At 71.0% G+C, this 13,241-nt stretch carries 12 protein-coding genes; 7 read left to right on the top strand and 5 right to left on the bottom strand.

Going from position 1 to position 13,241, the window contains the following annotated elements; all coding sequences use genetic code 11:
- Positions 1 to 32 precede the first annotated feature (32 nt).
- A complete protein-coding gene (locus BJ982_RS23150; RefSeq protein WP_184883336.1) occupies positions 33 to 1,046 on the bottom strand; it encodes a phosphotransferase enzyme family protein in 1,014 nt (337 codons plus the stop codon).
- A gap of 433 nt (positions 1,047 to 1,479) precedes the next feature.
- On the opposite strand from BJ982_RS23150, the gene BJ982_RS23145 reads away from it, so the two are divergent.
- On the top strand, positions 1,480 to 3,003 hold the full coding sequence (locus tag BJ982_RS23145) for an APC family permease (protein ID WP_203959486.1): 1,524 nt from the start codon (positions 1,480 to 1,482) through the stop codon (positions 3,001 to 3,003).
- Between the two features lie 52 nt (positions 3,004 to 3,055).
- Here the strand turns inward: BJ982_RS23145 and BJ982_RS23140 are convergent, their stop codons facing one another.
- On the bottom strand, positions 3,056 to 3,295 hold the full coding sequence (locus BJ982_RS23140) for a phospholipase domain-containing protein (RefSeq protein ID WP_260414468.1): 240 nt from the start codon (positions 3,293 to 3,295) through the stop codon (positions 3,056 to 3,058).
- Positions 3,296 to 3,502: 207 nt separating this feature from the next.
- Here BJ982_RS23140 and BJ982_RS23135 point away from each other — a divergent pair, with 207 nt between their 5' ends.
- The gene (locus BJ982_RS23135; RefSeq protein WP_184883332.1) at positions 3,503 to 4,777 is read left to right on the top strand and encodes a C39 family peptidase; all 1,275 of its coding nucleotides are present in this window, start codon (positions 3,503 to 3,505) and stop codon (positions 4,775 to 4,777) included.
- A gap of 144 nt (positions 4,778 to 4,921) precedes the next feature.
- On the opposite strand, the gene BJ982_RS23130 is transcribed toward BJ982_RS23135, so the two are convergent.
- A complete protein-coding gene (locus BJ982_RS23130) occupies positions 4,922 to 5,872 on the bottom strand; it encodes a GNAT family N-acetyltransferase (RefSeq protein WP_239123748.1) in 951 nt (316 codons plus the stop codon).
- A gap of 90 nt (positions 5,873 to 5,962) precedes the next feature.
- Between BJ982_RS23130 and BJ982_RS23125 the strand changes: the two genes are divergently transcribed.
- The 5 genes from BJ982_RS23125 to BJ982_RS23105 all read left to right on the top strand — a co-directional run bounded on the left by BJ982_RS23125 (position 5,963) and on the right by BJ982_RS23105 (position 11,861).
- Complete coding sequence (locus BJ982_RS23125; protein ID WP_184883328.1) at positions 5,963 to 6,301, top strand: spore germination protein GerW family protein; 339 nt, start codon at positions 5,963 to 5,965, stop codon at positions 6,299 to 6,301.
- A 666-nt stretch (positions 6,302 to 6,967) separates the two neighbouring features.
- Complete coding sequence (locus BJ982_RS23120) at positions 6,968 to 8,608, top strand: M28 family peptidase (protein ID WP_184883326.1); 1,641 nt, start codon at positions 6,968 to 6,970, stop codon at positions 8,606 to 8,608.
- A gap of 139 nt (positions 8,609 to 8,747) precedes the next feature.
- Entirely contained in the window at positions 8,748 to 9,713 is a 966-nt protein-coding gene (locus tag BJ982_RS23115) for an ATP-binding protein (protein ID WP_184877598.1), read from the top strand.
- A gap of 117 nt (positions 9,714 to 9,830) precedes the next feature.
- On the top strand, positions 9,831 to 10,829 hold the full coding sequence (locus tag BJ982_RS23110) for an IS481 family transposase (protein ID WP_184883324.1): 999 nt from the start codon (positions 9,831 to 9,833) through the stop codon (positions 10,827 to 10,829).
- A gap of 57 nt (positions 10,830 to 10,886) precedes the next feature.
- Positions 10,887 to 11,861: a magnesium transporter CorA family protein gene (locus tag BJ982_RS23105; protein WP_184883322.1), complete on the top strand. Its 975-nt coding sequence runs from the start codon at positions 10,887 to 10,889 to the stop codon at positions 11,859 to 11,861.
- A gap of 36 nt (positions 11,862 to 11,897) precedes the next feature.
- On the opposite strand, the gene BJ982_RS23100 is transcribed toward BJ982_RS23105, so the two are convergent.
- Both BJ982_RS23100 and BJ982_RS23095 read right to left on the bottom strand, forming a co-directional pair.
- Positions 11,898 to 12,254 (bottom strand): hypothetical protein, encoded by a 357-nt coding sequence (locus tag BJ982_RS23100; RefSeq protein WP_184883320.1) that lies wholly within the window; start codon positions 12,252 to 12,254, stop codon positions 11,898 to 11,900.
- A 159-nt stretch (positions 12,255 to 12,413) separates the two neighbouring features.
- A complete protein-coding gene (locus BJ982_RS23095; RefSeq protein ID WP_184883318.1) occupies positions 12,414 to 13,121 on the bottom strand; it encodes a hypothetical protein in 708 nt (235 codons plus the stop codon).
- Between the last annotated feature and the right edge of the window lie 120 nt (positions 13,122 to 13,241).

The raw sequence follows: 13,241 nt of genomic DNA, 5'->3' as shown, positions 1-13,241 counted from the left end.
AGGGCCTGGCGCGCGTGGTGCGGGCGCGCGCGTCATCCGCTCGGGCGCGGTGAACCGGCGAGAAAGCGTTCGGCCAGCTCGCAGCTGCCCAGCGTGTAGCCGGCGCCGAGCTCGCGCGCGACGTCGACCGCCGGGTGTGAGCCGATCCAGGCGACGAGCAGCAGCCGGCGGAACATGACGAAGGTCCAGATCTCGCGCTCGTCCTCCTCGGGAAGGTCCAGGACGGTGCGGTAGCCGCGCGCCCACGCGTCGATCATGGCGGGGACCTCGGGGTGGTGCTCGATGAAGCTGACGGCGGCCCCGAGGTCGTACATGTACCAGCCGAGGCCGCAGTCGTCGAAGTCGATGACCGTGGTGCCGGCGGCGCCGTCGACGAGCAGGTTGGCCAGCCGCAGGTCGGCGTGGATCAGCCCGAACCGCTCGGGCCCCTTGCCGTAGCGGGCGAGCCGGTCGCGCAGGGTGCTCTCCAGCCGGCCGAGCACCTCGCGGGCCTCGCGGCCGACGCCCGCGCCGTCCTGCCACCGGCCCCACCGCGGCGCGGGGCCGAAGGCCGCGTCCTCGTCCCAGCGGAACCGGGTGAACACCGCGGGCCTGGCCCAGGCGCGGGCGTGCCGGTGCATGCGGGCGGTGATGGCGCCGAGGGGTTCGAAGTGCTCGACGAGCCGGTCCTCGGGGGGCTCGGCGCCGGGCGCCCATTCGAACATCACGCAGTTGCGGGGCGCGGCGCCGGGATCCTCGACGGTGACGACGCGGGAGCCGTCGCGGGCGGGGATCACCGCGGGGATGCGCACGCCGGCCTCGTCGCGCAGCGCGGACAGCCAGTCCAGCTCGGACAGGATCGCCTCGGGCGGGTGGTAGCCGAGCCGGTGGACGCGCAGGATCGTGCGGGCGCCCGCGTCCTCCACCAGGAAGGTGGCGTTCTCCGACACGTTGACGAGCGCGACCCGTGCCTCCGGCGACAGGTCGTAGGCGGGCAGCGCCCGGCGGGCGGTGATCTCGATCCGGGACAGGACGTCGCCGCCGCCCGACAGGTCGTGCAGGTCCATCGGCCCTCCTCGTGCTCGTGACTTCTCGCGCCGCTGCGCCGTCCCCGGCTCCGGCGGGCCCGGCACCATGGTCACGGTTCCGGCGCCGCCCTTCCAGAGGGAAACCGGGGAAGGGGCCGCCGGACCCTATCATCTGCACGTCGACGAGAGTCACGCCCCAGCGTGATGGCGGGCGTGCCGCCAAGCGAGGAGCTTGTTCCAGAGCAGGCGTACACCAGTGAACGTGCGGGCACCGCGGCCTGTCCGGGGGCGCGGTAGACCCGCACCACCGGACGCACGTTCGCATCGGCCATCCCATTGCCTGATCAGTTAAGCGAAAGGAGAGTGTCATGGGCGCCACGCACCCTGGGCCGTCCCGCCTTCGCCGGGCAACCCCTGGTGGGGTCCGGATTCCTCCTGGCGCTGAAGGAGCAGGCTTCCTCCGGAGGTTTCGGTGAGCACCACTGATCGACCCGCGGCGGCGACTCCCCCACATGTGGAGGTCCACCGCCTGCGCAAGAACGCCGTCGGCCTGATGGGCGTCATCTTCATGGCGGTCGCCACCGCCGCCCCCATCACCGCCATGACCGGCAACGTCCCGATCGCCCTCGGCTCCGGCATCGGCACCGGGGTCCCCGCCGGCTACCTCGTCGCCACCGTCGTGCTCACCGTCTTCTCGGTCGGCTACGTCGCGATGGCCAGGCACATCACCGCCGCCGGCGCCTTCTACGGCTACATCTCCCACGGCCTCGGCCAGGTCGCGGGCATGGTCGCGGGCCTGCTGGCCACGATGGCGTACGTGGTGTTCGAGGCGTCGATCATCGGGTTCTTCGCCTACCAGGCGCACGACACCTTCGGCTCGCTGGCCCACGTGGACGTCCACTGGCTGTGGTTCGCCTTCCTCGGGCTCGCGCTGAACGCGATCCTCACCTACTTCGACATCAACCTCACCGCCAAGGTCCTCGGCGTGTTCCTGGTGAGCGAGATCGTCATGCTCGGCCTCACCTCGGTCGTGACCCTGTTCCACGGCGGCGGCCCCGACGGGCTGATGGCCGGCTCACTGAACCCGGTCAACGCCTTCGGCACCAACGGCGTGGCCGGCGGCGCGGTCGGGCTCGGGCTGTTCATGTGCTTCTGGTCGTGGGTGGGCTTCGAGTCCACCGCCATGTACGGCGAGGAGTCACGCGACCCCAAGCGCATCGTGCCCCGGGCCACGCTGGTCGCCGTGGTCGGCATCGGCCTGTTCTACGTCTTCGTCTCGTGGATGACCGTCGCGGCCAACGGGGCGGACGCCCCCGCCATCGCGGCCAAGGAGTTCATCAACGTGTTCTTCGACCCGGCCGAGCGGTTGGCGGGCACGTGGGCGGTGGACGTGTTCAAGATCCTGATCCTCACCGGGTCGTTCGCCTGCGCGATGGCGTTCCACAACTGCGCCTCGCGCTACCTGTACGCCATCGGCCGCGAGGGCCTCGTGCCCGGCACCGCCCGCACCCTCGGGCGCACCCACCCCCGGCACGGCTCCCCGCACATCGCCGGGTTCGCGCAGACCGCCGTCTCGGTGGTGCTGGTGCTGGCGTTCTTCCTCACCGGCATGGACCCCTACGTCCACATGTACACGCTGCTCGCCGTCCTCGGCACGCTGGCCATCCTGATCGTCCAGTCGCTGTGCTCGTTCGCGGTCATCGGCTACTTCCACGTCAGGAAGAAGCACCCGGAGACCGCGAACGTGTGGCGCACGCTGGTCGCGCCGCTGGCCGGAGGCGTGGCGATGCTGTACGTGGTCCTCCTGCTCTTCCAGAACCAGGAGGCCGCCGCGGGCGACGCCTCCAAGACGCCGCTGTTCCGCCTGATCCCCTGGATCGTGCTCGCCCTGGCCGCGCTCGGCGCCGGCGTCGCCCTGTACCTGAGGTCGAGGAACCCCGCCAAGTTCGAGATCATCGGCCGCGTCGTCCTGGAGGACACCGCGGAGCGCGACTGACCCAGGCCCCGTGAGGGGCGCCGTCCCTTCCCGGGACGGCGCCCGCGGGGGTTCAGCCGCTGACGCTGGGCCTGCCGTTCTCGATGTGGCCCATGAGGCGGCGGGTGTAGGTGGCGTCCTGCTCGCAGGTGACACGCAGGTCGTACCAGCCCTCCCGCGCGTCGCAGTGCCACTGCGCCTGCTTGTGGTGGCCGGGCTTGAGGCTGATCGTCCGCTCCTCGCCGGGGCCGGCGTAGGCGAGCGGGGTGATCTTCAGGTCCACGGCCGCGGTGCCGGGGTTGGTGAACGTCAGCCGCAGGGCTGATCCGCCTGTTTAGCGCAAGGTTTACCAAAGGTGACGAGATCGCTTACCGCACGCATCGCTTCCCGGAACGGCCGCAGCCGTCTGACATGCGGTTCTCACCGGGGCGTGTGCGATACGTAAACCTGCCGATGCGCGAACCGTGTCGCGGCCCTACGGTCGGCGGCATCCGAAGCCCCCCGAGGCAAGGTGGAGCCCATGCGCGTCCCCGCCGTATTCCTCTTCGCCGTCCTGTCCACCGCACTCCTCACCGCTCCCGCCGCCGCCGACCCCGTCCCGAGGCCCGTGGAGGGGCGGCCCCGCCCCAGCCCCGCCGTGGACGTCGTGTACAAGCGCGAGGCGTTCAGAACCGGCACGGCCGAGGGCGTGTCCACCGGCGACCGGCTGACGTTCCGCTCCCCCGCCGGCACCACCACCTACACCGACGCGCTCGGCACCAGGACCTGGGAGTACGCCCGCTGGACCGGCAAGGAGCACCCGATCGGCTTCGCCGCCACCGAGCTGGTCGCCTCCTGGAACGCCGACACTCCGGCCGGAAGCTGGCTCCAGGTCGAGATGCGCGGACGGCACGCGGCCGGGCTGACCAAGTGGTACGTGCTCGGCCGCTGGGCGTACGGCGAGGGGGACATCCGCCGCACCTCGGTGCCCGGCCAGCGCGACGCCGACGGCACCGTCTACGTGGACACCTTCGCCGCCGCGGCCGGCAAGGCCGTCTCCGCCTACCAGCTCCGCCTCACCCTGTACCGCGCGCCCGGCTCCGCGGCGCGCCCGTCGGTCAGGACGCTCGGCGCGATGTCCTCGGCCGTCCCCGCGCGCACGACCATCCCGGTCAGCCCGTCCGGCGGGGCGTGGGGCGTCGAGCTGCCCGTGCCGCGGCGCTCCCAGAACGTCCACGTAGGCCACTACCCCGAGTGGGACGGCGGCGGCGAGGCGTGGTGCAGCCCGACCTCGACGACCATGGTGCTCGGCTACTGGGGCAGGTGGCCGAGCGCGCGCGACACCGCGTGGGTGGACCCCGCCGACCCCGATCCCGAGGTGGACCACGCGGCCCGCTACACCTACGACCACGACTACGAGGGCGCGGGCAACTGGCCGTTCAACACCGCCTACGCCGGCCGGTACGGGATGGACGGGTTCGTCACCCGGCTGCGGTCCCTGGCCGAGCTGGAGCGCCTGGTCGCCGCGGGCATCCCGGTGGTCACCTCGCAGTCGTTCGAGGAGGAGGAGCTGCCCGGGGCGGGCTACAGCACCAACGGGCACCTCATGGTCGTCGTCGGCTTCACCGCGACCGGCGACGTGATCGCCAACGACCCGGCCTCCCCCTCCGACGAGGCGGTCCGCCACGTCTACCCGCGCGCCGCCTTCGAAACGGTCTGGCTCCGCGGCACCGGCAGCGGCGGCGTCGTCTACGTCATCCACCCGCCCGGCCGCAGGCTCCCGCCCCCGGCCGTCCCGAGCCAGCCCAACTGGTGACGTCCCTTCCGGACGGCGCACCTGATCACAGCGGGTCGGCGAACGCCCAGCCTTCGGCCGGCAGCGCGTCCACCGCGCCGACGGCCCCCGCGAGGCGGCGCTCGTGCGCGCTGCCGCTGCTGCGGCGAGGCGGCTGAGCCCGGGTCAGAGGGTTCGGCGCCAGACGTCGATGGCGAGCACGGGTCGCATGCCCGCTGACAGGTACAGGTCCAGGGCCGGGGTGGAGTTGCCGGAGTCCACGTGGAGGTACGTTCCGGCCCTTCCCCGGCGCGCGTCGGCGGCGAACGCCCGCTTCAGCAGGAGGCGGCCGATGCCGCGCCCGCGGAACTCGGGGAGGACGGCGAGGATGCGCACGTACCCGTGGTTCTCGTCGGCGGCGAACATGTCGCTGCCGAGCAGCATGCCCGCCGGGCGTCCGTCCGCCTCGGCCAGCAGGAGCTGGGACCAGTCGTGGGTGCTCGACGCCTCGAAGTCCTGCTTCCAGCGGTCGAACCCCTTGGGCACGAAGCCGAAGTGCTCGGCGAAGCCCTCCTGGTGGATCCGGTGGGCGGCCCGCATGAGCTCCTCGGAGCCGCCGGCCAGGTGGACGGTGACGCCGGGCAGGTCGCCGGGGTCGGCCCCGGCGTGGGCGATGCGCAGCCGGTGGAAGCTCGTCGCGGGGGCGAAACCGTGCCGCTCGGCCGACGCCTGCTTGGCGGTGTCCTGACGGTAGACGCCGATGTCGACGGTCAGCGGGGAGGGCTCGTGGTCGGCGGCCAGCTCGCGGGCCCGGCCGAGCACGGCCGCCCACAGCCACTCCGAGACCGCGGCGTCCCTGGCGTACACCTCGACCTCCACGCCGGAGCCCTGGCGCAGGACGTAGCCCCAGCCCGCGACCTCGTCGCCGCCGGGGACGCCGACCAGCCAGGCGTCGCGGGCGGCGTCGAGCGCCGGGTCGGCGAGGACGTCGGCCACGTCGTCCTCGGTCATGTCGGGGTGGCCGAGGACCTCGGCGTCGCAGGCGGCGACCAGCCGGTGGAGGGCGGGCACGTCGCGCGCGGCGGGGCGGCGGACGTCGTGGGCGAGGAGGTCGCCGGAGTCGGGGGGCGCGTTCACGCCTTCCGTTGTACCGCCGGGCCCGCGCGGGGCCGTCACGGGGGGGCATGATTGCGTCATAAGGCGGATCATCACACGCGGAGGCGGGACATGGAACTGCGGGAGTTCTTCGAGCATCTGTCCGGGGCGCGGCGTGTGTACGGCGAGCCGTACGAGAAGGACGGTGTGACCGTGATCCCCGCCGTGTCCGTCACCGCGGGCGGCGGCTTCGGCCACGGGGAGCGCCACGGGCCCGAGCACGGCAAGGAGAACGGCGGCTCGGGGGGCGGCGGCGGCGCGATCGCCCGCCCGGCGGGCGCGTACGTCATCAAGGACGGCCAGGTGCGGTGGGAGCCGGCCCTTGACGTCAACCGCATCGTCCTCGGCGGTCAGCTCCTCCTCGGCCTCGCCCTCATCCTGATCGCCCGCCACCTCCGCCGCCGCCGCTGACCCGAGGCCGCGCTCCGGGCGAAATTTCCGTCATGCGGTAACACGCGAACCCTCTGTGCACAATTGTGCGCCGCCGTCTCTCCCGCCGCCTTCCGCAGCCGGTCGGGGAAGGCGGCGTTCGGGCATTCCCTCCAACGCGGAATGGCGGGAAAGCCCGAATATCCGCGCCCGGCCCCGCGCGTCCCGCGGCGCGTTCTCCGGAGGATCGCAAATGAAATCCGATCCCGTTTGGCGTCGGAACGGTCCATAACCGGAGTTCACCGCGAAGCCGGAGATGCCCGCACGTCACATACACGCTGCCGTCCGCCTTCGGCGTAGCTTTTCCGTACATATACGGATGTCGCTACGGATGTACGACACCTTCTTGTGGCCCTACCGTCACGCACAAGTCGGATCGACCGTCACGACGCAGCGAGGAGCGCCATATCATGTCGTACCCGTACTAAAGGTATAACGTGACTCCCACCCCCGGGAGTTATGTTCGGTGCCGGATGAGCCACGGCCCGCCTCGGCCCTCAGCCGCGAATCCGGTCTGTGAGCATTCATTTCTCCACACCCCCCAGTCCCACTCATCGCGCCGTCCGGCGATTCGCGACGGCGCGATGAGCGCTGCCCGCGTTCACGTCGGACAATGTGGCGGCGGGACGCCGAGAAAGGAAAACGCGCATGAGGCGCACAGCTGTGCTCGCGGCCACCGCCGCCATGGCCCTTATGGGCATGGTGGCGGCCGCGACCCCCGTTACCGCCCAGGCACCGCCGGGAGCCGGGCATGGTGCGAAGAGCGGCGTCGCCCGCACCGCCCTGGCGCCCCCGGACGTCAGCGTGACGAACATCAGGGGACACCTGAGCCAGTTCCAGAGCATCGCCAGCCAGAACGGCGGCACCCGCAGGTCGACCGGCCCTGGGTACACCGCCTCGGTCTCCTACGTCGAGCAGAAGCTGCAGGCCGCCGGCTACACCACCCGGCGCGTCACCTGCTCGCCCGGCTGCAGCGGCGGCGCGGGGCCGAACCTGATCGCCGACTGGCCCGGCGGTGACGAGAACCAGATCATCATGGCCGGCGCCCACCTGGACAGCGTCTCGGCCGGCCCGGGCATCAACGACAACGGCTCGGGCTCCGCGATGATCCTGGAGGTCGCGCTGACCCTGGCCGCGCAGCGGCCGACGATGACCAAGCACGTGCGCTTCGGCTGGTGGAGCGACGAGGAGCAGGGCCTCCTCGGCTCGCGCGCCTACGTCAACGGGCTCGCCTCGACCGAGCGCAGCAAGATCAAGCAGTACCTGAACTTCGACATGGTCGGCTCGACCAACGGCGGCTACTTCATCAACAACATCTCCACCGCGGCCGCCGCCGACCTGCGGGCGTTCTACACGAACCTGAACCTGCAGCCGGAGGAGAACGTCGAGGGCGCCAACCGCTCCGACGACGCCTCCTTCCGCAACGCGGGCATCCCCACCTCCGGCGTCGCGGCGGGCGCGAGCGCGACCAAGACCGCCGCCCAGGCCCAGAAGTGGGGTGGCACGGCGTACCGCGCGTACGACTCGTGCTACCACTCCTCGTGCGACACGACGTCCAACATCAGCGACACCCACCTGGACCGGTCGGGCGACGCCCTGGCGTACGCCATCTGGAACCAGGCCGTGGGCAGCTCCACCCAGCGGGACTTCTCGATCACCGCCAGCCCGGGCTCGGGCACGGTGCAGGCGGGCGGGACGGCCACGACCATGATCGGCACCACGACGACGTCGGGCACCGCGCAGCGCGTGAACCTGTCGGCCTCCGGCCTGCCGTCCGGCGCGACCGCGACGTTCAACCCGACCTCGGTCAACTCGGGGAGCTCCTCGACGCTGAGCATCGCCACCTCGGCGGCGACGCCCGACGGCACCTACAACATCACCGTCGCGGGAACCGGTGAGACCGCGAACCACAACGCGACGTACTCGCTGACGGTCGGCGGCACGAGCGGCAACCGGTCGTTCACCAACGACACCGACTACCAGCTCAACGACTACGTGACCGCCAGCAGCCCGATCACCTCGACCGCCTCCGGCAGCGCCGCCTCGCCGGTCCAGGTCACCGTGAAGGGCACGCACACCTGCTCCGAGGACCTGCGGATCCGCCTGCGCGGCCCCGACGGGACGACCTACACCCTCAAGAACGCCGGTGGTTCGTCCTGCAGCAACCTCGGCACCCGCAACTACTCGGTCCCGGTCACCCAGCAGGCCTCCGGAACCTGGACGCTGCAGGTGACGGACATGTACTCGCAGGACACCGGTGTCCTGGACAGCTGGAGCATCACCGTCTGAGCGGACTCCACCCGGCACCGTCGCACCACGGCACGACAGCACGACGCCCCTGGGGACAGGTGGGCCTTCCCACCCCAGGGGCGTCGTGCCCTCAGTATGCTAGCAACGGTTTTCATAATCAATAAGGGGAGTGATACCCGTGCGGGTCGCGTTCGTCGGCAAGGGTGGTAGCGGTAAGACCACCCTGTCCTCGCTGTTCGCCCGGTACACCGCGCGTGCCGGCGGTCCGGTGGTGGCCATCGACGCCGACATCAACCAGCACCTGGGCCTGGCCCTCGGGCTCACCCCCGACCGGCTGCCCGCCCCGCTGGGCGCGGGCATCACCGCGATCAAGGACTACCTGCGCGGCGACAACCCCCGCATCCCCTCGGCCGCCACCATGGTCAAGACCACCCCGCCCGGCTCCGGCTCCCGCCTGATCACCATCGACGACCCCTACTTCACCCGCCACCACACCACCACCGTCCCCGAACTCGGCGGCCTGGCCCTGATGGTCACCGGCCCCTTCAACGAAGACGACCTCGGCGTGGCCTGCTACCACTCCAAGGTCGGCGCGGTGGAGCTCTACCTCAACCACCTCATCGACGGCCCCGGCGAGCACGTCATCGTCGACATGACCGCCGGCGGCGACTCCTTCGCCTCGGGCATGTTCACCCGCTTCGACATGACCTACCTGGTCGCCGAACCCACCCGCCAGGGCATCGGCGTCTACCACCAGTACGCCGAACACGCCCGCGACTTCGACGTCCCCCTCGCCGTCATCGGCAACAAGATCCACACCCCCGACGACGTCGCCTTCCTGCGCCGCCACGTCGGCGAGGCCCTGCTGGTCGCCCTGCCCCACTCCCCCGCCGTCCGCGCCATGGAACAAGGCCACCCCTTCACCCTGGACGACCTGGAACCCCAAGGCCACCACGCCCTGGCCGTCCTCAAAGACCACCTGGACGCCCAGACCAAGGACTGGGCCAAGTTCGGCCGCCAGACCATCGAGTTCCACACCCGCAACGCCCACGCCTGGGCCAACCGCGCCACCGGCCAGGACCTGCTCCAGCAGATCGACCACGACTTCGTCTACGGCCGCCGCCCCACCCTCGCCACGGGCTAGGTGTACTGACCACAGAGGTTGGGTACGGGGCGACACGAGCGAATGATCTTGTAATGGGTGAGGGCCTTCGGGTTCGGTGTGGATTGCGACATCTGCACCAAGACCCGAAAGGCCCTCATGCCCCACCGTAACGCCCCCCTGACCGAACTGGGACGCCTTCGCCTGGCCCGGTGCGTCGTCGAGGACGGCTGGCCACTGCGCCGTGCCGCCGAACGCTTCCAGGTCGCGGTGACCACCGCCCGCCGCTGGGCCGAGCGCTACCGCCTGCACGGTGCGGCAGGCATGACCGACCGCTCCAGCCGTCCACGCCACAGCCCTCGGCGTACTCCAACCCGTACCGAGCGGCGCATCATCAAGGTCCGTCTGGCCCGCCGCTGGGGACCGGCCCGCATCGCCTACCTGCTGCGCCTCAACCCCGCCACCGTGCACCGCGTCCTGACCCGCTACCGCCTGGCCCGACTGTCACACCTGGACCGCGCCACGGCCACCCCCATCCGCCGCTACGAGCGCGCCACCCCCGGTGAACTCATCCACGTCGACATCAAAAAGCTCGGCAACATCCCTGACGGCGGCGGCCACAAGATCCACGGCCGGGCGGCAGGCGGCCGCAACAGCTCCGCCCACCGCGACCCGGCCCGGCCACGAACCCGCCACGGCCGCCCCAACCTGGGCTACGGCTATCTGCACAACGCCATCGACGACCACTCCCGCCTGGCCTACACCGAGATCCTGCCCGACGAGACCAAGGAAACCGCCACCGCGTTCTGGCTACGGGCCCAGGCATACTTCACCAGCTGCGGCATCACCGTGCAGCGAGTACTGACCGACAACGGCTCGGCCTACCGCTCCCACCTATGGCGCGACACCCTGACCGCAGCCGGCATCACCCACAAACGCACCCGCCCCTACCGTCCCCAGACCAACGGCAAGGTCGAACGCTACAACCGCACCCTGCTGGACGAATGGGCCTACGCCCACCCCTACCGGTCAGAGACCGAACGCCGCCAAGCACTCCCACAGTGGCTCCACACCTACAATCACCACCGCGGCCACACCGCACTGAACGGCGCACCACCCGCCAGCCGCGTACCCAACCTCACGGGACAGAACAGCTAGGCCGCGGGCGCCCGCATGCGTTCCCGGGCGTCTGACCACGGGCTAGTCTTGGCGGACATGGTACGCACCCGGCTCTACCGCGACGGCGTCCTCGCGGCCGAGGGTTTCCCGATCGCCGAGGTATCCGATCATTTGCAGGACCCTTCGGCCACCGTGTGGTTCGACCTGTGCTCGCCGCCGCCCGAGAACCTCGACGTCATCAGCGAGGAGCTCGGCCTGCACCCGCTCGCCGTCGAGGACGTCCTGCACCCGCACCAGCGGCCGAAGCTCGACGTCTACGAGAGCCACCTGTTCATCGTGGCCTACTCCGTACGGCTCGGTCACGAGCCGGGCGCCCTGGACTTCTGCGAGCTGTCGATCTTCGTGACGAGGAACGCGATCGTCACCGTGCGTTCCAGCGAGAAGTTCGACATCGACCAGGTGGCGGCGCAGTGGGACAGGAGCCCTGGCCTCGCCAAGCACGGCGTGTCCTACCTGCTGTACACCCTGCTCGACCACATCGTGGACGGCCACTACGACATCGCCCAGGCCCTGGACGACCGGGTCGAGGCGCTGGAGGACGTGCTGTTCGCCGACCGGGCCGGCAACGGCCGCTCGTTGCAGCGCCGCGTGTTCGACCTGCGCAGGACGACCGTGCGGTTCCGGCGGGTCGTGGTGCCGATGCGCGAGGTGGTGAACGGCCTGATGCGGCCGGACCTGCGCGTGGTGCAGGCGGACATGGCGCCGTACTACCAGGACGTCTACGACCACGTGCTGCGCGTGTCGGAGTGGACCGAGTCGCTGCGCGAGCTGGTGGGCAACGTCCACGAGACCCACCTGAACCTGCAGGGCTACCGCATGAACGACATCATGAAGCGGGTGACGAGCTGGGCGGCCATCATCGCGGTCCCCACCATGATCACCGGCTTCTACGGGCAGAACATCCCCTACCCCGGGTTCGCGCACGCGGCGGGGTTCTGGACCTCCACCCTGCTGATCGTCCTCGCCTCGGCCATCCTGTACGTCATCTTCCGCCTCAAGGACTGGATCTGACGCACGGGCGGCCGGCTCGCGGGCGCCGGCCGGGGGTCACTCGGCGTTGAGCGACGGCGCGGGGGCCGGGCCGGGGTCGGGTGGGGACGGCGGGCCGGGGGACGTGGGCCGGCGGCGCAGCTCGGCGTACCGCTCGGCCACGCGGCGGGCCGTGGTCACCGGATCGTCGGCCGGGCTGTAGCTGTAGGTCCGCCGGTTGGACTCCGACACCGGGCCCGACCACCAGAAGCACAAGCCGTCCGTCCAGGCCACCAGGTCGGTCCACACGCTCACCAGCGCGAGGCCTCGCCCTTCGTGAACCTGCCCGTTGATCCCGTGTCGTTCCAGGGCGTGGCTCAGCCGGTGGGCGGCGAGTGCGGCGGGGTGTCGCCGTGACCGCTCATCAGCGGCCACGGCGCTCCCCCCACGGCTGCAAAGCAACCCTCATGACCATGAAAGGTAGAAATCCCACGACATCCGGAGCAAGAATGTTGCTCGTTGTTGCTCGAATTTCCCGCCCGGAGCACACGCGTACGAGGCGTCGAAACGGGCCGGCCGGAGCCTGGCAGGGGCTCAGCCGTAGGTGCTGGCGTAGGCGAGCAGGGCGACCACCAGGGCCCCGAGCAGGGCGAGCAGGATCGACCGGCGGCCCGGCCGCGGCCCCTCACGCACGAGTTCGACCCCGAGCGGCAGGAACGCGACGCACAACCCCAGGGTCCCGGCGATCGTGAACAGATCCGTCCCCTTGAGCACCCCCAGCGGCACCAGGCCCATCGCGGCGAGCGCGATCGAGCCGGTCAGGCCGAGGGCCCGGCTGCGGTAGGCGCCGAAGGCCAGGATGTACCAGCCGAACATGATGGTGAACGAGAGATAGGTGAACAGGTGCGTGTCCGTGTAGGAGTCCCGGACGAAGGCCGTCGCCGGGTCCAGGCCGCGCCACCGCACCATGCGGAACGCGGCCTGGTTGATCCCGGCGTGGAAGGTGCGTTCGAACAGCCCGGCGATGACGAACACCCCGCCCCACGCGGCCCACAAGGGATGGGTCACCCCGATCCTGCGGGCCAGCGTGACGACGGCGGGCCACATCAGCACGTTGCCGGCGAGGAAGGCGGTGTAGCCGCCGATCACCAGGCCGGGGGCCCGTTGGACGGCCGCCAGCTGCTGGGGGAAGAAGAAAGGGAACGGCACGCGCATCAACGTCCCCGCGAGCAGGAGCAGGGGACCGCCGATCATGGAGGCCGCGCTGATCCAGCGGCCGGGGAAGGTGTGGTCGGTTGGCATGGCCCGACGATCGCACCGCGACCGCCGGGGACGGATCGGCCCGCGGTGGACACTTCCCGGTCCGACCACGGTCGGTCGGCGACCGGCGCCGGCGGGCCCGCGTCATACCTGGGGATGATC

The organism is Sphaerisporangium siamense, from assembly GCF_014205275.1.
Classification (GTDB): domain Bacteria; phylum Actinomycetota; class Actinomycetes; order Streptosporangiales; family Streptosporangiaceae; genus Sphaerisporangium; species Sphaerisporangium siamense.
Note: the sequence above shows the minus strand (reverse complement) of the source record. Positions and strands in the feature narration are given on the sequence as shown.